At 71.0% G+C, this 23,538-nt stretch carries 17 protein-coding genes; 2 read left to right on the top strand and 15 right to left on the bottom strand.

Features of this window, described 5'->3' with window-relative positions; genetic code table 11:
* Positions 1 to 60 precede the first annotated feature (60 nt).
* The 5 genes from ACGF8B_RS10555 to ACGF8B_RS10575 form a co-directional block, all read right to left on the bottom strand.
* Complete coding sequence (locus ACGF8B_RS10555) at positions 61 to 1,017, bottom strand: ABC transporter substrate-binding protein (RefSeq protein WP_392736715.1); 957 nt, start codon at positions 1,015 to 1,017, stop codon at positions 61 to 63.
* The gene (locus ACGF8B_RS10560; RefSeq protein ID WP_392736716.1) at positions 1,010 to 2,986 is read right to left on the bottom strand and encodes an ABC transporter permease subunit; all 1,977 of its coding nucleotides are present in this window, start codon (positions 2,984 to 2,986) and stop codon (positions 1,010 to 1,012) included. Before ACGF8B_RS10560 ends, ACGF8B_RS10555 begins: the two co-directional genes overlap by 8 nt.
* Before the next feature lie 94 nt (positions 2,987 to 3,080).
* Complete coding sequence (locus ACGF8B_RS10565; protein WP_392736718.1) at positions 3,081 to 4,130, bottom strand: glycine betaine/L-proline ABC transporter ATP-binding protein; 1,050 nt, start codon at positions 4,128 to 4,130, stop codon at positions 3,081 to 3,083.
* A complete protein-coding gene (locus ACGF8B_RS10570; RefSeq protein WP_392736720.1) occupies positions 4,130 to 5,653 on the bottom strand; it encodes a GMC family oxidoreductase in 1,524 nt (507 codons plus the stop codon). The genes ACGF8B_RS10565 and ACGF8B_RS10570 overlap by 1 nt, the downstream gene beginning before the upstream one ends.
* 121 nt (positions 5,654 to 5,774) lie before the next feature.
* Positions 5,775 to 7,262, bottom strand: a complete 1,488-nt coding sequence (locus ACGF8B_RS10575) for an aldehyde dehydrogenase family protein (RefSeq protein ID WP_392736722.1) — start codon at positions 7,260 to 7,262, stop codon at positions 5,775 to 5,777.
* 234 nt (positions 7,263 to 7,496) lie between these two features.
* Between ACGF8B_RS10575 and ACGF8B_RS10580 the strand changes: the two genes are divergently transcribed.
* Entirely contained in the window at positions 7,497 to 7,898 is a 402-nt protein-coding gene (locus tag ACGF8B_RS10580) for a hypothetical protein (RefSeq protein WP_392736724.1), read from the top strand.
* 25 nt (positions 7,899 to 7,923) lie between these two features.
* On the opposite strand, the gene ACGF8B_RS10585 is transcribed toward ACGF8B_RS10580, so the two are convergent.
* The 8 genes from ACGF8B_RS10585 to ACGF8B_RS10620 form a co-directional block, all read right to left on the bottom strand.
* A complete protein-coding gene (locus ACGF8B_RS10585) occupies positions 7,924 to 8,667 on the bottom strand; it encodes an SGNH/GDSL hydrolase family protein (RefSeq protein WP_392736726.1) in 744 nt (247 codons plus the stop codon).
* 36 nt (positions 8,668 to 8,703) lie between these two features.
* On the bottom strand, positions 8,704 to 9,576 hold the full coding sequence (locus ACGF8B_RS10590) for a sugar phosphate isomerase/epimerase family protein (protein WP_392736728.1): 873 nt from the start codon (positions 9,574 to 9,576) through the stop codon (positions 8,704 to 8,706).
* A gap of 144 nt (positions 9,577 to 9,720) precedes the next feature.
* Positions 9,721 to 11,148, bottom strand: a complete 1,428-nt coding sequence (locus ACGF8B_RS10595) for a chondroitinase-B domain-containing protein (RefSeq protein ID WP_392736730.1) — start codon at positions 11,146 to 11,148, stop codon at positions 9,721 to 9,723.
* A gap of 122 nt (positions 11,149 to 11,270) precedes the next feature.
* Positions 11,271 to 12,704, bottom strand: coding sequence for a polysaccharide lyase 6 family protein (locus tag ACGF8B_RS10600; RefSeq protein WP_392736732.1), 1,434 nt, complete (start codon positions 12,702 to 12,704; stop codon positions 11,271 to 11,273).
* A 141-nt stretch (positions 12,705 to 12,845) separates the two neighbouring features.
* The gene (locus ACGF8B_RS10605; protein ID WP_392736734.1) at positions 12,846 to 14,201 is read right to left on the bottom strand and encodes an alpha-L-fucosidase; all 1,356 of its coding nucleotides are present in this window, start codon (positions 14,199 to 14,201) and stop codon (positions 12,846 to 12,848) included.
* 98 nt (positions 14,202 to 14,299) lie between these two features.
* The gene (locus tag ACGF8B_RS10610; protein ID WP_360546597.1) at positions 14,300 to 15,166 is read right to left on the bottom strand and encodes a carbohydrate ABC transporter permease; all 867 of its coding nucleotides are present in this window, start codon (positions 15,164 to 15,166) and stop codon (positions 14,300 to 14,302) included.
* Positions 15,163 to 16,134, bottom strand: coding sequence for a carbohydrate ABC transporter permease (locus ACGF8B_RS10615; protein ID WP_392736737.1), 972 nt, complete (start codon positions 16,132 to 16,134; stop codon positions 15,163 to 15,165). The genes ACGF8B_RS10610 and ACGF8B_RS10615 overlap by 4 nt, the downstream gene beginning before the upstream one ends.
* Positions 16,131 to 17,459: an extracellular solute-binding protein gene (locus tag ACGF8B_RS10620; RefSeq protein ID WP_392736739.1), complete on the bottom strand. Its 1,329-nt coding sequence runs from the start codon at positions 17,457 to 17,459 to the stop codon at positions 16,131 to 16,133. Before ACGF8B_RS10620 ends, ACGF8B_RS10615 begins: the two co-directional genes overlap by 4 nt.
* A 534-nt stretch (positions 17,460 to 17,993) precedes the next feature.
* On the opposite strand from ACGF8B_RS10620, the gene ACGF8B_RS10625 reads away from it, so the two are divergent.
* Complete coding sequence (locus ACGF8B_RS10625; protein ID WP_392736741.1) at positions 17,994 to 19,004, top strand: hydroxyacid dehydrogenase; 1,011 nt, start codon at positions 17,994 to 17,996, stop codon at positions 19,002 to 19,004.
* Positions 19,005 to 19,470: 466 nt separating this feature from the next.
* Here the strand turns inward: ACGF8B_RS10625 and ACGF8B_RS10630 are convergent, their stop codons facing one another.
* On the bottom strand, positions 19,471 to 19,707 hold the full coding sequence (locus ACGF8B_RS10630) for a hypothetical protein (protein ID WP_392736743.1): 237 nt from the start codon (positions 19,705 to 19,707) through the stop codon (positions 19,471 to 19,473).
* Between the two features lie 178 nt (positions 19,708 to 19,885).
* A complete protein-coding gene (gene cobN / locus ACGF8B_RS10635; protein WP_392736745.1) occupies positions 19,886 to 23,482 on the bottom strand; it encodes a cobaltochelatase subunit CobN in 3,597 nt (1,198 codons plus the stop codon).
* Positions 23,483 to 23,538: the final 56 nt, after the last annotated feature.

The raw sequence follows: 23,538 nt of genomic DNA on the forward strand, positions 1-23,538 counted from the left end.
GGATGCCGTGCCGTTCTGTACCGAAGCCCGGCACGGTACGGCACGACATCCGCCGGCGGCTCACTTCGGCAGCCACGCACGCCAGGTGGACTCGTTCTTCCTCACCCAGCGCTCCGCGGCCTGCTCGGGCGACAGCTTCCGGTCCGCGATCAGCAGGGCCACTTCGTTCTGGTCCCCGGTCGTCCAGTGGAAGTTCTTCAGGAACTCGGCGGCCGGGCCGCCCGCGTCGGCGAACCGGGCGTTGAGGAACTTGCGCAGCGGAGTGTGCGGATACGCGCACGCCACCTTCTCCGGATCGGCGTCACAGCCCTCCTCGTACGCGGGCAGCTCCACCTCCGTCATGGGAACCTGCGCGAACAGCCACTGCGGCTTGTACCAGTAGGTCAGGAACGGCTTCTTCTCCTTGGCGAACTGCTTGATCTGGGTGATCTGTGCCGCCTCGGAGCCGGAGAAGACCACCTGGTAGTCCAGGTCCAGGTTCTTCACCAGTGCCTTGTCGTTGGTGACGTAGGACGGCGAGCCGTCCAGGAGCTGGCCCTTACCGCCGCTCTCGGCCGTGCGCAGCCGGTCGGCGTACTTGTCGAGGTTCTTCCAGTCCGTCACGTCCGGGTCGGTGTCGGCGAAGTACTTCGGTACGAACCAGCCGATGTGACCGGTCACACCGAGTTCCCCGCCCGGCGCGATGGTCTTCTTGTCCGCGACGTACCGCCGCTCCTGCTCGGGATGGCCCCAGTCCTCCAGGATCGCGTCCACCCGGCCCTGGCTGAGGGCGTCCCAGGCGGGGACCTCGTCGATCTGGACGGTGTCGACCCGGTACCCCAGCTCGTGCTTGAGCAGGTACTGCGCGACGGCGGCGTTGGCCTGCGCGCCCACCCACGACTGGACGGACAGTGTGACGGTCTTCGCGCCGTGTGCGTCGGCGTACGGGGACGACTGCCTCGTCATGTCGGCCGCGCCGCAGCCCGTCAGGGCCAGCAGCCCGAACGCCGCGGCGGCGGCGATGGTACGGCTACGCATCCCGGGTCTCCTTTCCGGCGGGCTGGGTCACCCGGTCCAGCATCAGCCCGAGGCACACGATGGCCGCGCCGGCGACCAGCCCGGTCGCCAGGTCGCCCTGGGCCAGCCCGAACACCACGTCGTAGCCGAGCGCGCCGCCGCCGACCAGGCCGCCGATGACGACGACGGCGAGGACGAGTACCACGCCCTGGTTGACCGCCAGCAGCAACGCGGGCCGGGCGAGGGGGAGCTGGACCTGGCGCAACTGCTGCCGGCCGGTCGCGCCGAGCGAGCGGGCGGACTCCATCACGGCCGGGTCCACGGCCCGCATGCCCTGCGTGGTGATACGCACGACGGCGGGCAGCGCGTACACCACGGCGGCGGCGACCGCGGGTGCCCGGCCGACGCCGAACAGCGCGACCACCGGGATGAGGTAGACGAACTGCGGCATCGTCTGGAAGACGTCGAGCACCGGCCGCAGCAGACGCTCCAGGCGTGGGCTGCGCGCCGCGGCGACGCCGGTGGCGACCCCGGCGAGGAGGGTGACGGCGACCGCGGCCAGCACTTGCGAGAGGGTGTCCAGGGCCGGGGCCCACTTTCCGAGCACGCCGATCGCGGCCATGGCCAGCACGGCGGTCAGCGCGGTGCGCCAGGTGCCGATGAGCTGGGCGAGGACCGCCACCAGGAGCAGTACGGTCCACCAGGGCAGCCACTGCAGACCGTCGCGCACCGGGTCGAGGATCCAGGTGGTGAAGCGGGCCGCCCAGTCGGCGGTGCCGCCGACGACGGGCACCCCGGAATACAGGTGCGCGGTCATCCAGCCGACGACGTGGTTGACGGAGGCGGCGATGTCGATGCTCCAGGCGTCGGGCCACGCCGACCGGCCGGCGTAACGGCCCACCAGAGCGACGGCGACCGTGCCGGCCACGGCGGCGGCCCGGCCGGGGCCCGGCCGCCGGGCGGGCCCGGCGCCGATCCGCTCCCCCGCCGCGGCGGTGACCCGGTCGAGGACGACGGCGAGAAGTACGACCGGTACACCGGCGGCGAGCGCCGCGCCGACATCCACGGAGGCCAGCGCCTGGTACACGCGGTCGCCGAGGCCGCCGGCGCCGATCACGGACGCGATCACCGCCATCGAGAGCGCCATCATGATCGACTGGTTGACGCCGAGCAGCAGTTCCTTGCGGGCCAGCGGGAGCCGGGCGGTCAGCAGTCGTTGCCGGCCGGTCGCGCCGAGCGAGGCCGCGGCCTCCATCACCGCGGCGTCCGCGCCGCGCAGCCCGAGCGCGGTCAGCCGGGCCATCGGCGGGGCCGCGTAGACGACGGTGGCGAGCACGGCCGCCGGGACGCCGATACCGAAGACGAGCACGACCGGGAGCAGATACGCGAACGCGGGCAGCACCTGCATGGTGCCGAGCACGGGGCGCAGGGCCCGGTGCACCCGGCCGGACAGTCCGGCGGCGAGCCCGAGCAACGCGCCGAGCAGTACGGACGCGGTGACGGCGACGACCATCAGCGCGAGGGTCTGCATGGTGGGAACCCACATGCCGAGCAGTCCGCACACGGCGAACGCGGCGACGGCGGTGAGGGCCGGACGGATGCCCGCGACTCGCCAGGCGACAAACCCTGCGGCGGCCGTGACCCCGGCCCAGCCGGCGGCCAGGAGCAGGAGGTAGACGGCGCGCACGGACAGTACGACGGCGTTGCTGATGTGGCCGAAGAAGTACAGGAAGAGCGGGTGGCTGTCCCGGTTGTCGATGATCCAGTCGCTGGCGTGGCCGAGTGGGCCGGACAGGTCGACGGCGAGGCGCGCGGGCCAGGTTCCGCCGCCCAGGAGCAGGGTGCCCAGGAGGAGCGCGAGGAGTGCGGCGCCCGCGATGAGGGCGGTGCGGTGCCGGGCGAGGGTATCGCGCGGCCGGGTGCGTAGCGGGGGTGTGCCGGCCTCGGTGCCTGCGGTGGACCCGGCACCCGTGGTGGCGGTGAGGGTCATCGCGGCCGCCTCCCCGTCGGGTGTGTGCCGCGGGCGGGCCCGGTGTGCGGTGCGGTGCGGGGGCCCGGCGGGCCCCAGGTGGTGTGTGCGGGCATCAGACAGCCTCCTTCCGCGGGGCGGGCCCCGCCACCACGCCCAGCAGGTCCGCGTGGCCGACCACGCCCACGCAGCGGCCGTTCTCGACGACGCGGGCGGTCCCGCCGCTGCGGACCACGGCCTCGATGGCCTCGTGGACCGTCGCGTCGGGGCCCAGCGCCGGACCGGTGTCCGCCTCCGCGGCCTCGGGCGGGCGCATCGCTGTGCGCACCGTCATGACCCGTTGGCGCGGCACATCGCGGACGAAGTCGCGTACATAGTCGTCCGCGGGGGCGCCCACGATCTCCTCGGGCGTGCCGAGCTGCACGATCCGGCCGTCCCGCATCAGCGCGATCCGGTCGCCGAGCTTCAGCGCCTCGGCGAGGTCGTGCGTGATGAAGACCATCGTGCGGCCCTCCTCGCCGTGCAGCCGTACGACCTCTTCCTGCATGTCACGTCTGATCAGTGGGTCCAGTGCGCTGAACGGTTCGTCGAACAGCAGCACTTCGGGGTCGACGGCCAGTGCGCGGGCCAGTCCCACCCGCTGCTGCTGGCCGCCGGAGAGCTGCTCGGGGCGGCGGTGCTCCATGCCTTCGAGGCCGACCTTGGTGACGAACTCCGCCGCCCGCTGCCGCCGTTCGGCGCGCGGGACGCCCTGGATCTCCAGCCCGTACGCGACGTTGTCGACGACCGAGCGGTGCGGCAGCAGTCCGAAGTGCTGGAAGACCATGGCTGCGCGGTGGCGGCGCAGTGCGCGCAGCCGTGCGGAGTCCATCGACAGGACGTCCTCGCCGTCCATGGTGATCGAGCCGGAGGTGGGCTCGATCAGTCTGGTCAGACAGCGCACGAGCGTCGACTTGCCGGAGCCGGAGAGGCCCATGACGACGAAGACCTCACCCTTGCGGACGTCGAAGGACACATCGCGCACGGCGGCGGTGCAGCCGGTGCGCCGACGCAGTTCGGCGGGCCCGAGCGCGGCGAGGGCCGGGTCCTTCGGCACCCGTTCTGCCTTCGGGCCGAACACCTTCCACAGATCGCGTACGGAGAAGACCGGCGGCTCGGTGTCCATCAGGCGTTGCCTCCCAGCAGGTCCGCGCACTTCTCCCCGATCATCAGCACGCCGATCATCGGGTTGACGGTCGTCATCGTCGGGAAGACGGACGCGTCGGCGATCCGGATGCCGTCCAGGCCACGGATCCTCAGATCGGGTGACACCACGGCGAGTTCGTCGCCCGCGGCACCCATCCGGCAGGTCCCCGCCGGGTGGTAGACGGTGTGCGCGACCTTGCGCGCGTACTCTCCGAGCTCCTCGTCCGAGGTGATCCCGGGCCCCGGGCAGACCTCGCGCCTGAGCCAGCCGGCGAGCGGTTCCTGCTCCGCGATGCGGCGTGCGATGCGGATCCCGTCGACGAGGGTGCGGCCGTCGTAGTCGTCCTCGTCCGTGAAGTACCGGAAGTCCAGGGCGGGTTTGACCTCGGGGTCGGCGCTGGTCAGGTAGAGCCGGCCGCGGCTGCGGGGCTTGGGGATGTTGGGCGTCATCGAGACACCGTGCGGGGGCCGTTCGTAGCCCAGCCGCTCGGGGTTGTCGGTGAACGGGATCTGGTAGAAGTGGAACATCAGGTCCGGTCCGTCGGCGTCCTGGTCCCTGCGTACGAACAGGCCCGCGTCGCTGTCCATCGCGGAGTTCTCCGGGATCGGCCCGTCGGTCTCCCAGACGACGACCGACTCGGGGTGGTCGAGGAGGTTCTCGCCGACGCCCGGCAGATCGTGCACGACGGGGATGCCGAGCTTCTCCAGGTCGGCGCGGGGTCCGATGCCCGAGAGCAGCAGCAGCCTGGGGGTGTCCACCGCGCCCGCGCAGACGAGCACCTCGCGCCGGGCCCGTACGACGCGCTCCTCGCCGTCCGCGGTGCGCACGTGCACTCCGGTGGCCCGGGTGCCTTCGAGCTCCAGCCGGAACGCCCGGGTCTCCAGGGCGATATGGAGGTTGGGCCGGTCCAGGAACGGGTGCAGATAGGCCACGGAGGCCGAGGAGCGCTTGTTGTTCTCCGGGTGGTACGCGAGGTCGAAGAAGCCGACGCCCTCCTGGAAAGGCCGCTTGTTGAAGCCCTCGACGCGCGGCACGTCGAGGGCGGTGCGCGCGGCTTCGACGAAGTCCCTGGCGATGGCGTTGCGGTCGGCCTCGTCGACGGGGACGATGTTGTTGCGCAGGCGGGCGAAGTACGGATCCATCGACGCCGCGTCCCAGCCCTCGGCACCCGCGTCGGCCCACTCGTCCCAGTCGGACGGCAGGGGCTTGAACGCGATGAGGGTGTTGTGGGACGAGCAGCCGCCGAGCACACGGGCACGGCTGTGACGGATGTGGGAGTTGCCGCGGGGCTGCTCGGTCGTCGGGTAGTCGTAGTCCAGCTCACCGCCGAGGAGGCCCATCCAGCGGCGCAGGGTGAGGACGTCGTCCCGTCCGACGTCGCTGGGGCCGCCCTCGATGACGGCAACGGTGGTGTCGGGGTTCTCGGTGAGCCGGGAGGCGATCACCGACCCGGCTGTGCCGCCGCCGATGACGACGTAGTCGTAGACCTGGTTGTCGGTCATGTGCTTCTTCCCTCTGCTCCGTTGGGTACCGGCGTGCATCGGTCGCGTGCGTCGGGCGGTCGCGTGCGTGGTGGGCCGTGCGGCGTGCCGCGCCGAGGTCGGGTGCGGCGCGGCGGATGTCTCAGCCGGCGAACCAGCGCACGGGGCGCGGAGCGAGGTTCTGGTAGATGTGTTTGGCCTCGCGGTACTCGGCGAGTCCGGTCGGGCCCAGCTCGCGGCCGATGCCCGACTTTCCGAATCCGCCCCATTCGGCCTGCGGCAGGTAGGGGTGGAAGTCGTTGATCCAGACCGTGCCGTGGCGCAGCCGTCCGGCGACGCGCCGGGCGCGGCCCGCGTCGGCGGTCCACACCGCGCCGGCGAGCCCGTACTCGGTGTCGTTGGCGAGGGTGACGGCCTCCTCCTCCGTGCGGAAGGTCTCGACGGTCAGCACAGGGCCGAAGACCTCCTCGCGGACGACGCGCATCCACCTCTCACACCGGTCCAGGACGGTGGGACGGTAGAAGTAGCCGGGGCCTTCCGGCCGTTCGCCACCGGCCCGGAGCACAGCGCCCTCCTCGATGGCGGACGCGACGAAGTCCTCGGTCCTCGCGAGCTGCTGCCCGGAGACGAGCGGCCCGCATTCGGCGCCCGGGTCGGTGCCCCGGCCGAGGCGGATCCGCTCGGCGCGGCGGGCGAGTTCGGTGACGAACCGGTCGCGCAGCGACTCCTCGACGATGAGGCGGGATCCGGCGGAGCAGACCTGGCCGCTGTGGATGAAGGCGGCGTTGAGCGCCTGGTCGACGGCGGTGTCGAAGCCGTCGTCGGTGGCGCAGGCGTCGGCGAAGACGACGTTGGGGTTCTTGCCGCCGAGTTCGAGGGCGACCCTCTTCACCGTGTCGGCGGCGGCCCGGGCCACCTTCGTACCGCTGGACAGGCCGCCGGTGAACGACACCAGGTCGACGTCCGGGTGCTCGGCGAGACGGGCGCCCACGGTGGCACCGGCACCGGTGACGATGTTGGCGACGCCCTGCGGCAGCCCGGCCTCCATCAGCAGCCCGATCAGGGCGACGCTGGTGAGCGGGGTGATCTCGCTGGGCTTGATCACGAAGGTGTTGCCGGCCGCGAGGGCCGGTGCGATCTTCCAGCTCGCCTGGAGCAGCGGGTAGTTCCAGGGAGTGATCAGTGCGCACACCCCGACGGGCTCGTGCACGACGACGCTGTGTACCTCGTCGGTCCCGGCGTCGACGACGCGTCCGCCGCTCTCGTTCATGACGAGGTCGGCGAAGTAGCGGAAGGCGTCGCGTACGCAGTCGACGTCGACGCGCCCCTCTTCGAGGGTCTTGCCCGCGTCCTGGCTCTCCAGGGCGCCGATCCTCTCCCGGTCCCGCTCCAGCAGGGTCGCGACGCGGCGCAGTACGCCGGCCCGTTCGGCGACGGGCGTGCGGGGCCAGGACCCGTCGTCGAAGGCGGCGCGCGCCGCGGCGACGGCGTCATCGGTGTCGGCGATGCCGCCCTCCGACACGACGGTGAAGACGCTCGCGTCGGCGGGGTCGATGATGTCGCGCGTGGCGCCGGAGACGGCCGGGCGCCATTCTCCGCCCACGTGGATGGTCTGTTGTGCTGCCGACACGTCGTATGTGGCCTTTCGGTTCCGGGTGGCTTGCCGCGCCGGTCACACCCCGGCGATCTGGCCGCCTGCCCCCGGTCCGAAGAACCATGCCCCGCCGTGTACGGGAAGTGACCCTCCTCACGCGGCTGTGCCGGCCGCCGGGCCGTGCAGCCGGGCACGCCGCGCCGGAGAGGGCCTGCTGCCATGATGGAAACCGGTCACCACGCCACACCGACCGCCACTGGGGGTTTCACCGTGGACAGATTCGTCCTGGGCGATACGGACTTCGCCGTCGACCGATCGGAGTCGTCGGTCCGGACGGCACCGGACGGCACGGTGTCGATCGAGGTGTGGGGCACCACCGAGGCCCTCGACGCTCAGCCCGGCACCGGCCGGTACGCGTGGGCGGTCCATCCGCCGCGCCTCTACCTCACGGAGGTTCCCGTCGTCCGGTCCGGCGCTGTGGCGACCGTGCGGCTCGACGACAGCATGGCCGACCGCTACGACATCGGTCTCTACCTCCACGAGCACGGTGACGTCATCGGCGAGCTGATCCTCGACCCGGTGCGCTTTCTGCGCGTCAGCGGATCGGCACAGGTCAACGGGCGGACCGAACCGATCGATGTCGAGGTGCGGCTCCCCCTGCCTCCCGGGTAGGGGGAGCCTTCCGCGGCCCGCCGCCCTACCCTCGCGGCACCGGGGTGGCTCCGGAGCCGACAGCGGCGAGCCAGGCATCGGCGATGATCCGGTGGCCGACGGGACTCGGGTGGACCCCGTCCCGGGCCAGCTCCGCTGCCTCGTACCGCTCCCGGGCACGCCGCATCGCGAGGTCCGCGCGGACCAACCGGGCCCCGTTGGCCTTCGCCGCACGGAGCACGGCGTCCGTACGGGGCGTCAGGTCCTCGAACCAGCCCTCCTGTTCGGTGGTGACCGGGAGCAGGAACGGGGTGATGACGACCAGCCGGGGCGACAGCTCCCGCGCGGTGCCGGCGAGCAGGCCGTCGAGGCAGGCCTCGAACTCGTCGATGGGGCTGGCGAGCCCGCTGTCGTAGCGCCGCCAGGTGTCGTTGATGCCGATCTTCACCGTGACCACGGTGGGCCGGTGAGCGATGACGTCGGTGTTCCAGCGGGCTTCCAGGTCGTACACACGGTTGCCGTTGACGCCCCTGTTGACGACGGCAGGACCGGGTCCGCCGTTCGTCCGCTCGTGCAGGGTCCGTGCGATCTCGTTCACGTACCCGCTGCCGAGCGACGCGGAGTCCGTGCGGTCGCGGCCCGCGTCGGTGATGGAGTCACCGATGAACAGGAGTGTGTCCGTCTCCTTGAAGTACGTGTCTTCTCCGTGCGTGCCTTGCGTGCCTTGTCCGTGGGTGCCTTGCGTGTCTTCTCCGTGCGTGCCTTGTCCGTGCGTGCCTTCGGTGTGCATGTCTGCCGTCCTGACGGTGGGGTGGTCGGTGCTGGGTCAGAAGCTGCTGGTCGAGTGTGCCCCGTACGCCGGGGTGTCCGGCCGAAGCGCGCCCCGGGACAGCGGTTCTTCGCGGTGGGCCGCCACCCGCCGCAGTGTCGCGGCCTCGCGCGCCAGTACGGCGGGGTCGTCGCCGGGCACGAACTCCAGCAGCGCCTCCATCGGGACGTGCCGTGCGTTCAGCAACTCGAATGCCCCGGCCCACAGTTCGTCGCGATCGGCCAGCGGCAGTCGACGGTTGCCCGGCCACCACGAAAAGACATGCACCGCGCTGACCCGGTCGACGAGCTGGGAGAGCCCCGTCAGCGCCTCCTCGTCGGAAGCGTCCAGCGGTGGCTGCCAATAGGTGCGGAGATTGTCCGCGCCGACCTCGTCCAGCAGCCGGAGCGTCGAGGCGACGGTGTCGGTGAGGGTCTTCGAGTGGAACTCCAGCGCGAGTTCCAGCCCGTGGTCCGCGGCGATCCGGGCCGCCTCCCGCAGGCCTGCCACCGTTTCCCCGCGTTCCTGCGGTGTGGCGGCCGCCGATCCGGTTCCACCCGCCCAGACCCGTATCCGGGGCGCCCCCAGCAGGACCGCGGCGCGGGCGATCCAGGGGAACCCGGCCCGCTCGTCCTGCGTGGCGCGGAAGTAGGAACCGTACGAGCAGCAGGTCAGCCCGTACCTGTCGCAGGCCTCGCGGGCCTCGCGGAGCGCGTCGGGGTCCGTCGCAGGGGCGTGTACGTCCGCTCCCCATTCGATCGCCTCCAGGCCCGCGTCCGCGGTCCGGCGTGCCACCTCGGCCGCCGGCAGCTGCCGGAAGGTGACCGAGCACAGCCCCGGGGTGGTCACGGTGGTGCCCGGGGTAAGGTCCCGGCTTTCCCTGCCTGTCACGGCGTTCCTCTCCTTCGGCCGCCTCGCGGCGACTCCTTCCTGCCGGGCGGCGTCCCGCCCTGCCCGGGGAGCCCGGCGGCCTTCGGCCGGCGGGCTCCCCGGACCCTCTCACCGGCGGCGCGTCACCTCACCACCGGTGTCGCCTCACGACGCGTTCGGGCCGACGTCCGCGGCCGTGAGGGGGTGACGGAGCGCGGGCGCGGTCGCGTACTCGTCGGCGCCGATGTCCCGCGCGCTGCCTCGCGCGTCACCGTCGATGTCGTCGGCCACGGTCGTGCCGGTGAACGTGGCCGCGCCGATCGCCGGACTCCCCGCCGAGAGCCGGGCGACGCCGTCGGTGCCGGTCACCAGCTTCGGGTCGACGCGGGTGTAACCGCCGGAAGGGATGTTGCCGTTGGCGGCCGCCCCCCACAACATGTTGCTCTTCCAGGTGAAGCCGGTGGTCGCACCCATCGACACGAGGCTGCCGTTGTCGCCGACGATCAGGTTGTCCGCGACGACCACGTCCTTGGGCTCGTACGTCCGGGTCTCGCCCGAGAGCGAACCGGAGTTGCCGAGCAGGGTGTTGTGCACGATCACCGCGCGGTCGCAGGCGTCGTTGCCGCGCCGCTCCTCCTCGGTCTCCCCCGAGTTGTGGTCGCGGGTGGTTCCGCTGCCGACCACCAGGGCCCGGGCGGACAGTCCGCTGAGGTAGTTGTTGACGATCAGGTGGTCGTTGCCGTAGAGGCGTACGCCCTCGCTGCCGCCGATCAGGTAGTTGCCCTCCACCCTGGAGCGGTTGCCGTGGCGCAGCACGATCCCGCCGCGGCTGTCACGGATGGTGTTGTACCGGATGACGTTGTCGGAAGACTTCACCGAGATCGCCTCGGGGTCTCCGTCCGCGTGCTCGAACAGGTTGTACTCCACCACCGCGTGGGCGCTGGACAGTGCGCGCCCGCTGACGCCGAGCCGGATCGACTCGCCGCCGTTGGCCCCGGCGAAGCTGTGGTCGGAGAAGTGGTTCCGCAGGATCTGGAGGTTCTGGGCCATGCCGGTCGAGCCGGGGCCGTCGACGACCAGGAAGATTCCGGCAGTGGTCTTGTCGTGGAAGTGGTTCCGGTCGACCTTCGAGTCGTCGGACCGCACCAGGAGCCAGTACGGGTCGCCGGTGTCCGCGAACTGGAAGTCGTTGCGGGTCATGCGGATCGACGAGCAGTTCGCCGGGAGCTCCAGCGTGGTGCTCTGGCGGAAGGCGAAACCGCTGATGGTGATGTTGCTCGAATTGGAGAGGACGAAGCTGCGTTCGCCGCGCAGCACCGCGCCGCCGCGGGTCTTGGAGACGATGGTGATCTGCGCGGCGCTGGTGCCGTTCTTGCCGGACACGTTGATCGCGCCCCCGGACGGAACGGTGTACGTGCCGTCGGCCACGATGATCCGGTCGCCGGGGACGGCGGCGTTGATCGCGCTCTGGAGTTCGGCCAGGGAACCGACCGGCTTGTCGGCCGCCGAAGCGTCGATCGACATCGAGGTGCTGAGCGGCACGGCGGCGAGTGCTGCCACCGCGGTACCCCTGAGGAACGTGCGTCGTTGCATGGTGCCTCCTGTGGCGACGAGATCATGACGGGCCCGGTCCGTGCAGCCCCCGCGGCTGGACGTGCCGGCGGCGGGGACAGCCGGCGCGGACCGGGCCGGCTGTCCCGCTCGGGCGGACGTGGTCAGCGGGCGTCGGGGCCGACGTCTGCCGTGGTCAGTGGCCCGCGCCGGGGCGGCCGGTGCGAGTACTCGTCCGCGCCCACGTCGGCGTGCCGGCCGCGCCGCTCTCCGTCGATGTCGTGGCTGACCGGCGGCCGCCGGAGCGTGCCCGCGTCGACCACCGGGCTGTCGGCGGCCGGCCGGGCGATGCCGTCGGCGCCGGTCACCAGCTTCGGGTCGACGCGGGTGTAACCGCCGGCGGGGATGTTGCCGTCGGTCCCGGCGCCCCACAGGATGTTTCCGGACCAGGTGAAGCGGACGGTGCCGGCCATCGCGACCAGCTCGCCCGTGTCCCCGACGAGCAGATTGTCCGCGACGGTCACGTCACGCGGCTCGTGGGGGCGCTGGCTCTCGCCGGAGAGAGTGCCCTTGTTGTTCACCAGGGTGTTGTAGGCGATGAGGACCCGGTCGGGCGCGTCGTTGCCTCGGCGATCGTCGGGCGACTCGCCGGGCAGGTGGTCGCGCTCCGAGCCACTGCCGATGACCATGGCCCGCCCGGACAGACCGGCCAGGTGGTTGTTGACGATCACATGGTCGTTGCCGTAGATCCGGACGCCTTCCGTGCCCGCGACGAGGTAGTTGCCCTCCACCCGGTTGCGGTTGCCGTGCCGCAGGACGATTCCGCCGAAGCTGTTGCGGATCGTGTTGTGCCGGATGATGTTGTCCGAGCTCTTCACGGAGATGGCCTCCGGGTCGCCGTTGGCGCGCTCGAACAGGTTGTACTCCACGACCGCGTGGGCGCTGGACAGTGCCCGGGGGCTGACGCCGAGCCGGATCGGCTCGCCGCCGTTGGACCCGGCGAAGGTGTGGTCGGAGAAGTAGTTGCGGAACACATGGACGCGCTGGGCCATCTCCTCGGTGCCCGCGCCCTCGATCCCGAGGTAGATGCCCAGTGTGGATTTGCCGTGGAAGTGGTTGTGGTCGACCTTGCTGTCGTCGGCTCGCACCATCACCCAGTGCAGGCCCTCGATGTCGGCGAGCTGGAAGTCGTTGCGGGTCAGCCTGATGTGCGAACAGTTCGGGGGGATGTCCAGGGTGCTGCTCTGGCGGAAGGCGAAGCCACTGAGTGTGATGTGGCTGGACGCGTCGAGGACGAAGCCCTGTTCGCCTTCGAGGACGACGCCGCCGCGGGAGGCGGCGACGACGGTGATGGGCGCGCGCCCGGTGCCCTGCTTGTTCCGGATCGTGATGGGCCGGTCCGACGGCACGGTGTACGTACCGTCGGCCACGACGATGCGGGCGCCCGGCCGTGCCCGGTCGATCGCGGACTGGAGCTCTTCGAGCGAACGGACGGCGGCCGGGGCCGTCGTGGCGCTCGCGGTCACGAGACCGCCGGTGGCGGCGACGGCGAGTGTCGCCCCTGCCGCGGAAGCCATGAGGAACGTGCGGCGTTGCATGGTGCCTCCGTGAGTGTGGTGGTGGATCGGTGGGGCGGGGCCCAGGTCCTTTCGTCCGGATCGGGCCGGATCAGGCCCGATCCGGCCCGGTCAGGGAGCGGGGCACGCGGGCCCGGCACGATCCGGACGAGGGGCCCCGGGTCAGTCGTCGGCCCCGTCGGCCGGGGTGTCCAGGAACAGCTCGATGACGGGCACCGGAGTGTCGGGGCGCTGGACGGGGATCTCCAGGGTGAGCGTTCCGGCCGGCTGCCCGCCCATCTCCGTGTTCATCGCGGGCCGGTCCGGGTCGATGTGGACCTGGATGATCTCGGAGGCGTCGTTCAGCAACTGGGCGTAGCGCACCCGTCCTGCGAGTCCCGGCAGGTGCAGATGGCGCAGCGGCCAGGCGAGGAGGTGGACGTAGAGCCGGTCGCCGCGCCGGGTGTACCGGCACTCGGGCGGGGCGGTGTACGGGGCCGGGCCGCAGCCGCGGACCGAGCGCTCGTGCAGGTCCATCCACCGGCCGATCTCACCCAGGACGGCGGCGGCGCGCGGTTCGAGGTCGCCACGTCCGTTCGGGCCGACGTTGAGCAGCAGGTTGCCTCCCTTGGACACTCCGTCGACGAGCATGCGGATCAGCAGGTCGGCGCTCTTGTGGTCCAGGTTGTCGCGGTCGTAGCCCCAGCTGCCGTTGAGCGTCTGGCACGCCTCCCACAGCACGGGCCGGCCGTCCTTGGTCATGGGACCGGAGGGCTGGTACTGCTCGGGGGTGATGAAGTCGCCGGGCAGGCCGGTCCGGTCGTTGACGAGGATGTGCGGCTGGAGTTCGCGGACCGTCTCCAGCAGCTTCGGGGAGTCCCAGTCGTCCGGCCCCTTGCCGCCCCACCAGATGCGGCCCGCGTAGGAGAAGTCGAAGAACAGGTAGTCGATGCGGCCGAAGGAGGTCAGCAGTTCACGGACCTGGCCGTGCAGATAGCTCCGGTACTCACGGATGTCGCGGTCGGCGGCCGCGGCCTTGAACTCCTCGTCGTCGCGCTGCGGATGGGTGCCGTCCACGGGGAAGGAGGGGTGGTGCCAGTCGATCAGGGAGTAGTAGAGCCCGACCTTGAGCCCCTCGGCCCGGCACGCCTCGACGAACGGTCCGACGAGGTCCCGGCCGTACGGGGTGTTGGTGACCTTGTACTCGGTGAGGGCGCTGTCCCAGAGGCAGAAGCCGTCGTGGTGCTTGGTGGTGAGAACGACGTACCGCATGCCCGCCGCTCTGGCGGCCCTGGCCCACTGGACCGGGTCGTAGCGATCGGGGTCGAAGTGGTCGAAGTAGACCTGGTACTGCTCGTCGGTCAGCTTCTCCCGGTTCTTGACCCATTCGTGCCGGGCGGCGAGGGAGTACAGGCCCCAGTGGACGAACATGCCGAACCGGTCGTCGGTGAACCAGGTGGTCTCCGGGGCCGGCGCGGGGGCCGGGTTCGCGGCGGGTGCGGAGGGGGACGCCGACGGGGTCTCAGCGCTCGGGGTCATGGGGCATCGTTCCTTGTCGTCGGCGTCCGGGCTTGCCGGTGCGCTTCCGGAGGCTGGGCTGGTCGTGCGGGAGCTTCGGGTGCGGACGGTGTGCCGGGTCAGCCCTTCAGGGCGCCGGAGGACAGTCCGTGCACGAAGGAGCGCTGGAAGAACAGGAAGACGATTACGGAGGGAAGCAGGGCCAGCAGGGAGGCGGCCATCACTACTCCGGGGGTGACGGCGGGGTCGATCCGCAGGGTACGCAGCGCCAGCGGGAGGGTGTACGAGGAGGAGTCCGTGGAGACCAGGAGGGGCAGCAGGTACTGGTCCCAGATCATGGTGAAGCCGAAGACCCCGATGACCCCGAGCGCGGGCTTGCACATCGGCAGGATGATCTGGGCGAAGATGCGCAGGTCACCGGCGCCGTCGATACGGGCGGCCTCTTCGAGCTCCCGGGGCACGTCCTTCATGAACTCGGTCATCACGAGGATGGAGAAGCCCCAGGCGCCCAGCGGGACGATCATTCCGGCCAGGGTGCCGATGAGGTTGAAGTGGACGACCGGCAGGTCGGAGAGGATTACGGACAGCGGGAGGGCCAGGATCTCCTCGGGCAGCATCAGCGTCGCGAGGATGGCGACGAGCACCAGGGTCATCCCGGGGAAGCGCTTCCTGGCCAGTGCGTACCCGGCCAGGACGGAGACCGCCACCTGGAGCAGCAGCCCGAAGCCGACCACGAAGAACGAGTTCAGCAGGTACGCGAGCACGCCCTGGTCGAAGGCGATCTTGAAGTTGTCCAGGGTGGCGCCCGAGGGGATGACGCTGAGCTGGGTCGGGTCCTTGACGTGGCTGAAGGCGCTGACCAGCAGGGCCAGCAGGGGCCCGGCGAAGACGATGAGGACCAGCAGGTAGGTGACGGCCTTCAGGATCCGCCCGCCGGGACTGCGGCTCTCCGTCAGACCCAGCGCGGTCTCGGTCGGCGCGTTCATTTGCTCTCTCTCCGTCGCAGCAGGTGGACGACGACTGTCAGGATCAGCGTCGCGATGAACAGCAGGACGGCTCCCGCCGCGCCGACGCCGAGCCGGTTCTGCTCAAGACCGAGCTTGTAGATCAGGGTCATCACGACCTCGGTGGAGCCGTCGGGCCCACCGTTGGTGAGCAGGAACACCTCGGTGAAGACACGCAGTCCCCGGATCGCGGCGAGGATGAACAGGATCGAGAACACCGACCGCAGTCCGGGCACCGTCACGTGCCAGACCCGTTGCAGCCGGGAGGCGCCGTCGACCTTCGCGGCCTCGTACAGGCCGCGGTCCACGCTGGTGAGGCCGGCGAGGAAGATCATCATGTCGTAGGGGGCACCGCGCCAGATGCCGGTGACCATGATGGAGGCCATCGACGAGTCCGGGTCGTTGATGAATCCCGAGGGGCCGAATCCCACCAGGCCGAGGATCGAGTTGAGCATGCCGTCGGAGGTGGGGTGGTACATGATCCGCCACAGCTCGGCGACGACCGCGATCGGCACCACCACCGGCAGGAACGCGGCGGAGCGCACGAACCCGAGCCGGCGGCCCTGTCCCTCCATCAGCAGTGCGAGGGCGAGACCGAGGACCATCGAACCGGCCGTCTGCCCGGCGGCGAGGACCACGGTGTGCCAGGCGGCCTCGCGGAAACCGTCGGACTGGAGCACCGTGGCGTAGTTCTCGGTGCCGACCCACCTGTTGCCGAGATAGGGCTGGACGTCCTGGAAGGACATGGTCAGCGCGCTGACCATGGGGATGAACTTGAAGTACAGGAAGAGGAGCAGTGCCGGTGCCAGGAACAGCCAGGGCGTCCACCACCGGCCCGCCCGGCGGTCGTGCCCGCGGCGGCCGGCGGCCCCGCCGGCCGCGCGGCCCGTTTTCCGGGTGGCGGGCCCGGCCGCCGGGAGGGCGGCCGGATCCGCCTGGTCAAGACTCATGACGCGGCGATTCCCTGTTCCTTGAGGATGTCGGCGAGCTGCTTGTCGAGCTCCTTGAGCTTGGTGCCGGTGTCCAGGTCGCAGTCGGCCAGCAGGGCGTTGACCGTCTCCGCGGTCGTCTGCCGGACGGGGGTCCAGTTCGGGATGGACGGCGCGTACCGGCCGGTGCTCCGGTAGATGTCGGCGTAGGTCTTCCACCGGGGGTCGGGGCGGACCTGGGAGATGTCCACCGTCTTGTTGACGGGCAGCTGCACGGTGAAGCCGGTTTCGCCGGCCATCCCGGTCTTCTGGCCCTCGGCGGAGATGGCGAAGTCGGCGAAGGCGTCCTGGCCGGCCATGTTCTCGGAGCCGGCCATCAGGTAGATGGATCCGCCCTCGGCGAGCACGGTGGCGTCCTTCGGGCCCTTGGGCATCGGGACGACCTCGTACTTGTCCTTGCCGAGGGTCTCGTCGAAGCGCGGCAGCAGATACGGGCCGACGACGAACATGCCGGTCCGGCCGGCCTCGAACGTCTCGTTGGTGGGCGGGGTCTCCATGGTCACGGCGCCGGGCTGGATGACCTTGCTCTTGCAGCCGAGGTCGCGGAACCACTCCACGGCCTGAACCGATTCCTTCGTGGTCATCGAGGGCTTGTACTTGCCGTCCCCGGCCCCGGTGATGAAGTCACCGCCCGCGGCCCAGAGGAAGTTGGAGAAGTACCAGGAGGCGTATCCGCGCTTGGTGGACAGCGGCGCGGCGAGGCCGTACGTGTTCTTCTTGCCGTCGCCGTCGGGGTCCTTGGTGGTGAAGGCGTCGGCCATCGCCGCGAACTCGTCCCAGCTCCGCGGGACTTCGAGCTTCAGCTTCTCGCGCCAGTCCTTGCGGATGAGCAGCGCGGACGCCTGCGCCGAGTACGGCAGGCCGAACTGCTTGCCGTCCACGCTCTTTCCGGAGTCCAGCCCCTGGCCGACGATCTGCTCGCTGTTCTTGAGCTTGGCCAGGTCGATCTCCCGGAGCAGGCCCTGGCTGTGCATGGCGCCGAGCTGCGTCACATCGTTCATGACGATGTCGGGCAGCTTCTTCTGCGCGGCCCGCTGCTGGAGCTTGGTCTCGAAGTCGTCGAAGATCGCCGTGACCTTGACCTTGAAGCCCGTGGACTTCTCGAAGGCGGCAGCGAGCTTGAGGGCCCCCTGCTCTCCCGGGCCGCCCGGTGTCGTCCGGGTCCACAGTTCGAGCGGTGCCTTCGAGTTCTGCTTGGCGTCCACTCCCGCAGGCCCTGATGTACAGCTGGTGAGGACAAGTGCGGACGCGAGAACACCCGCACCGATCCACCGCGTTCTCTGCATGACAACTCCTGTTTCGCCGCATCACAGCTGGCCTGGAAGCGCTTGGTCACAACTGGGCTGGAAAGCGCTCGATCACAGCTGGCCTGGAAAGCGCTTGCTGGGACGCTAACGGGGTCCGAATCCTTGGTCAATAGTCCGATGAATACAAAAGCTTCGCGTTGGCTCGCGAGAGCCTTGCCGGACCCGCCCCCACACCCCTCCCCCACCGCCCGCCACCCCGATACGGCGACCGAGCACCTCGCGAAAACACCTGATGAGCCGGTAGTTCCGTCGCCCTGAACGCCGGTCGGCCGATCGCGCACCTGCCACGCATGGGCATGACAGCGATCGGGGCAGCCTGCTTCGGGTGGCCAATCTTCATCCGAGGTCTCCCCAATCATCCGATGTATCGTGCCTGCAAGCACATCAACCAAGGCAACGAACAAGCCACGCCAATCTTCAACATCGGGTCAGACTTTTCCCCACACGCCCGACCAGGGCTCAGGAGTCGACCCGCTGACCGTCCGTCAGTAAAGAGCCGAGGAGCGCAACGCCATGAACGAGCCGGCCCGCAGACCGACAGCCCTGTTGGTCATGGAGGAAGAACGCAGGGCGGACGTCTACCCCCAGGAGGTCCTGGCCGAAGTCGAACGTCTCGTGGACCTGCAGGGTCCACCGCTCACACGTCAGCGGCTCGACGAGGATCCCGGTGTGCTGCGAGAGGTCGATGTCCTGCTCACGGGCTGGGGCGCGCCCGTGCTCGATGCCGCCTTCCTCTCGTACGCCCCCCGGTTGCGGGCGGTCCTCGTCGCCGCGGGCTCCGTGCGTCACCTGACCACACCCGAGTTCTGGGCACGCGGCGTCCCGATCGTCTCCGCCGCCGCGGCCAATGCCGTCCCGGTCGCGGAGTTCACTCTCGCCCAGGTCCTCCTCGGGCTCAAGCAGGTACATCGCATCGCCCGGGAGGTGGCGAGCACTCGCCGCTTCCCCCACAACCCGCAGGTGCCGGGCGCCTACCGGTCACGCGTCGGCCTGCTGGGGCTCGGGCACATCGGCCGTCTCGTCGCGGCCCACCTCGGCCGATTCGACATCGAGGTCCTCGCCACGGATCCCGTCACGTCCCCCGAGGCCGCCCGGCAGGCCGGCGTGCGGCTGGTCGGCGTCGAGGAACTGTTCGCCACCTGCCATGTCGTCAGTCTCCACGCGCCCCTCCTGCCCGAGACCCGCGGCACGATCGGGGCGCGGCTGCTGAACTCCCTGGGACCGGGCGCGACCCTGATCAACACCGCGCGCGGCGCGCTCATCGACGAGGCCGCCGCGGCCCGGGTCCTGCACGCCAGACCCGACCTCACCGCCGTACTCGATGTCACGCACCCGGAGCCTCCCGCCCATGACTCGCCACTCTTCACCCTTCCCAACGTCGTCCTGACACCCCACCTCGGCGGTGCCCTCGGGGCCGAACGTCATCGTCTCGGAGAGCTTGTGCTCGACGAACTCCGACGCTTTATACATGACCAACCTCTCCAGCACGTGATCGACCCCGCTCGCGCCGCGTCACTGGCCTGAGAGCGCGGGGCCGGGCCCGCGACGTCAGCGAAACGTCAGCGAAACGTGCGTGGAACGTCAGCGCGCAGCAGGAGAGTTCGGGGTCCGGCCGGGACGCCGGCCCCCGAATTCTCGGCCCGTTGGGTCTTCGCGCGTCGGGACGTCTCCGTGTCGAGTTTTCGCGTGCCGGGTCTTCGCGTGTTGGGCTTGCGCGTGCTGGTCTCACACGTACGTCCGCGGGTCGGTCGGGAGCGGCCGCCGGCACATCGCGCGGGGAAGTCCGGTCGTCGAGCCGCCGAGGATCAGGGCCGCCGCACGGGCGAGGGTGTACCGGAACGGGTCGGGGCGGCGGGGAGCCGTACCGGGGTCGCGCCGTGGTCGCGGACCCGGGGTCCGGGCACGCACCGCACCGAGCGGCCGGCAACGGCCGGCGGAGTGGGCGACGGGCTCGCGCCGGCCACCCCGCACGGCCACAGCGGAGCGAGCCTCAGTGCGGACGCCAATGGAACTTGCCGCCACCCACCCACCGCACGACACCGGGGTCGTCGAGGTCATGGACCCTGATTCCCGCGGCCGAGGCGGCGGCGAGCACATCCACCATCGACGTTGCCGCGCTGACCACCTCCCCGTCGATCTCCACCAGGCGGAACGGCGGGTCACCGGGCTGGACTCCCAGCACGGTGACCCGGGCCGACGAGATGTAAGGACTGCCACTTTCGGTCATGCGTAGATCGCTTCCACGCCACGGGCGACACTATGCCCGGCGGCAGTACGGGTGACGCCCCATCGCGAAACAGTGCGTCTACCTGGGGCAATGGCTTGCCGCACCGGGCCCCGGCCCGTACCCGGGCCGGGGCTCGCTCACCTGTCGCCGTCCGGTGGCCCGGTGCCGGGCCCCGGGGTCAGTCCTCGCCCTCCAGGTTGCCCTCCGTCTCCAGGTACGCCTGACGCAGGGCGTCGAGGATCTCCGGATCGGGCTTGGCCCACATGCCGCGGGACTCGGCCTCCAGGAGGCGTTCCGCGATGCCGTGCAGGGCCCAGGGATTGGCCTGCTGGAGGAACTCGCGGTTGGTCGGGTCCAGGACGTACGTCTCGGTGAGCTTGTCGTACATCCAGTCGGCGACCACGCCCGTCGTCGCGTCGTAGCCGAAGAGGTAGTCCACGGTGGCGGCCAGCTCGAAGGCGCCCTTGTAACCGTGCCGCCGCATCGCCTCGATCCACTTGGGGTTCACCACCCGGGCGCGGAAGACCCGTGAGGTCTCCTCGACCAGGGTGCGGGTGCGGACCGTCTCGGGGCGGGTGGAGTCGCCGATGTACGCCTCGGGGGCGGTGCCGCGCAGGGCGCGGACGGTGGCCACCATGCCGCCGTGGTACTGGAAGTAGTCGTCCGAGTCGGCGATGTCGTGTTCGCGGGTGTCGGTGTTCTTGGCCGCGACCGCGATCCGCTTGTACGCCGTCTCCATCTCCTCGCGGGCCGGGCGGCCGTCGAGTTCACGTCCGTAGGCGTAGCCGCCCCACACCGTGTAGACCTCGGCGAGGTCCGCGTCGGTGCGCCAGTCGCGGGAGTCGATGAGCTGGAGCAGGCCGGCGCCGTACGTACCGGGGCGGGAGCCGAAGATACGGGTGGTGGCGCGGCGTTCGTCGCCGTGGGCGGCCAGGTCGGCCTGGGTGTGGGCGCGTACGTGGTTCTGCTCGGCCGGTTCGTCCAGGGAGGCGGCGAGGCGGACCGCGTCGTCGAGCAGGCCGATGGTGTGCGGGAAGGCGTCACGGAAGAAGCCGCTGATGCGTAGGGTGACGTCGATGCGCGGGCGGCCGAGCTCGGCCGGCGGGATCGCCTCCAGGCCGGTGACGCGGCGCGAGGCGTCGTCCCAGACGGGGCGGACGCCGAGCAGCGCGAAGGCTTCGGCGACGTCGTCACCGGCGGTGCGCATCGCGCTGGTGCCCCACAGGGACAGGCCGACCGAGGTGGGCCAGTCGCCGTTGTCGGTGCGGTAGCGCTCCAGGAGCGAGTCGGCCAGGGCCTGGCCGGTCTCCCAGGCCAGGCGCGAGGGTACGGCCTTGGGGTCGACGGAGTAGAAGTTACGGCCGGTCGGCAGGACGTTGACCAGGCCGCGCAGCGGGGAGCCGGAGGGTCCGGCGGGGACGAATCCGCCGTCCAGCGCGTGCAGGGCGTGGTCGAGTTCGTCGGTCGTGGCGGCCAGTCGCGGTACGACCTCGCGGGCGGCGAAGTCGAGGATGTCGGCGACCGCCCGCGGGTGCCCGGCCGCCACTTCGGCGACGGCGTCCGGGGACCAGCCGGCGTCCTCCATCGCCTGGACCAGGGTGCGGGCCCGCTCCTCCGCCTCGTCGGCGGTGACGCGGGTCGCGGCGGACTCGTCGAGCCCGAGCGCCTCGCGCAGGCCCGGCAGGGAGGCGGTACCGCCCCAGATCTGGCGGGCCCGCAGGATCGCGAGGACGAGGTTGACCCGGTCGGCACCGGCCGGGGCGCCGCCCAGCACATGCAGGCCGTCACGGATCTGGGCGTCCTTGATCTCGCAGAGCCAGCCGTCGAGATGCATGATGAACTCGTCGAAGCCCTCGTCCTCGGGGCGGTCCTCCAGCCCCAGGTCGTGGTCGAGCCTGGCGGCCTGGATGAGGGTCCAGATCTGTGCGCGGATCGCCGGAAGTTTCGCCGGGTCCATCGCCGCGATCTGGGCGTGCTCGTCCAGGAGTTGTTCGAGGCGGGCGATGTCCCCGTAGCTGTCGGCGCGCGCCATCGGCGGTACGAGGTGGTCCACCAGGGTGGCGTGGACGCGCCGCTTGGCCTGCGTTCCCTCGCCCGGGTCGTTGACCAGGAACGGGTAGATCAGCGGGAGGTCGCCCAGGGCGGCGTCGGGGCCGCAGGCGGCGGACAGGCCGGCGTTCTTGCCGGGCAGCCACTCCAGGTTGCCGTGCTTGCCGAGGTGGATCATCGCGTCGGCGCCGAAGCCGTTGTCGTCGGCGGCAGCGGCGATCCAGCGGTAGGCGGCCAGGTAGTGGTGCGAGGGCGGCAGATCGGGGTCGTGGTAGATCGCGATCGGGTTCTCGCCGAAGCCGCGCGGCGGCTGGATGAGGATGAGGAGATTGCCCCGGCGCAGGGCGGCGAGCACGATGTCGCCGTCCGGGTTGCTCGACCGGTCCACGAACATCTCGCCCGGGGCGGGGCCCCAGTGCTGCTCGACGGCCTCGCGGAGTTCGGCCGGAAGGGTCGCGTACCAGCGCCGGTAGTCGGCGGCGGGGATCCGGACGGGATTGCGGGCCAACTGCTCCTCGGTGAGCCACTCCTGGTCGTGGCCGCCGGCCTCGATCAGTGCGCGGATCAGCTCGTCGCCGTCGCCCGAGACCAGGCCGGGGACCTCCTCCGTACCGAAGTCGTATCCCTGGTCGCGGAGTCGGCGCAGCAGGGCGACGGCGCTGGCCGGGGTGTCGAGGCCGACGGCGTTGCCGATGCGGGAGTGCTTGGTCGGGTACGCGGACAGCACCAGCGCGATCCGCTTCCCGGCGGCCGGGATGTGGCGCAGCCGGGCGTGGCGCACCGCGATGCCGGCGACGCGGGCGGCGCGCTCGGTGTCGGCGACGTACGCGGGCAGGCCGTCCTCGTCGATCTCCTTGAAGGAGAACGGCACGGTGATCAGACGGCCGTCGAACTCGGGGACGGCGATCTGGCTGGCGGCGTCGAGCGGGGAGACGCCCTCGTCGTTGTCCTCCCAGTCGGTGCGCGATCCGGTGAGGCAGAGCGCCTGGAGGATGGGGACGTCGAGGTTGCTGAGGACGCCCGCGTCCCAGGACTCGTCGTCGCCGCCCGCCGATGCCTCGGCCGGCCGGGTGCCGCCCGCGGCGAGGACGGTGGTGACGATCGCGTCGGCGGCGCGCAGCGCGTCGATCAGCTCGGGCTCGGGGGTGCGCAGCGAGGCGACGTACAGCGGCAGCGCGCGGGCACCGGCGTCCTCGACGGCACTGCACAGGGCGTCCACGAACGCGGTGTTGCCGCTCATGTGGTGGGCGCGGTAGTAGAGCACGGCGACGACCGGGCCGTCGGTGCGGCGGGCGGTGCGCTCCAGCGGGCCCCAGGAGGGTGCCGGGGCGGGCGGTGCGAAGCCGTGGCCGGTGAGCAGGACGGTGTCGGAGAGGAAGCGGGCGAGCTGGTCCAGGTTGGCGGGACCACCGTGGGCCAGGTAGGCGTGGGCCTCGGCGGCGATGCCGATGGGGACCGTGGAGGCGGCCATCAGCTGGGCGTCGGGGGCCTGTTCGCCGGTGAGGACGACCACGGGGCGTCCGGTGGCGAGGACTTGGTCGAGGCCGTCCTGCCAGGCGCGTACGCCACCGAGGAGGCGTACGACGACCAGGTCGACGCCGTCGAGGAGCTGCGGGAGGTCCTGGAGCGGGAGCCGGGAGGGGTTGGCGTAGCGGTAGGAGACCGGGCCGTCCGAGGCGCGGGCACTGAGCAGGTCGGTGTCGGACGTCGACAGGAGCAGGATCATGCGGCGTCGGGCCTTCCTCGGGGTGTCCACGCCCCGGGCGGTGTCGGAATGGAGTC

This window comes from Streptomyces sp. NPDC047917 (genome assembly GCF_043204345.1).
Classification (GTDB): domain Bacteria; phylum Actinomycetota; class Actinomycetes; order Streptomycetales; family Streptomycetaceae; genus Streptomyces; species Streptomyces sanglieri.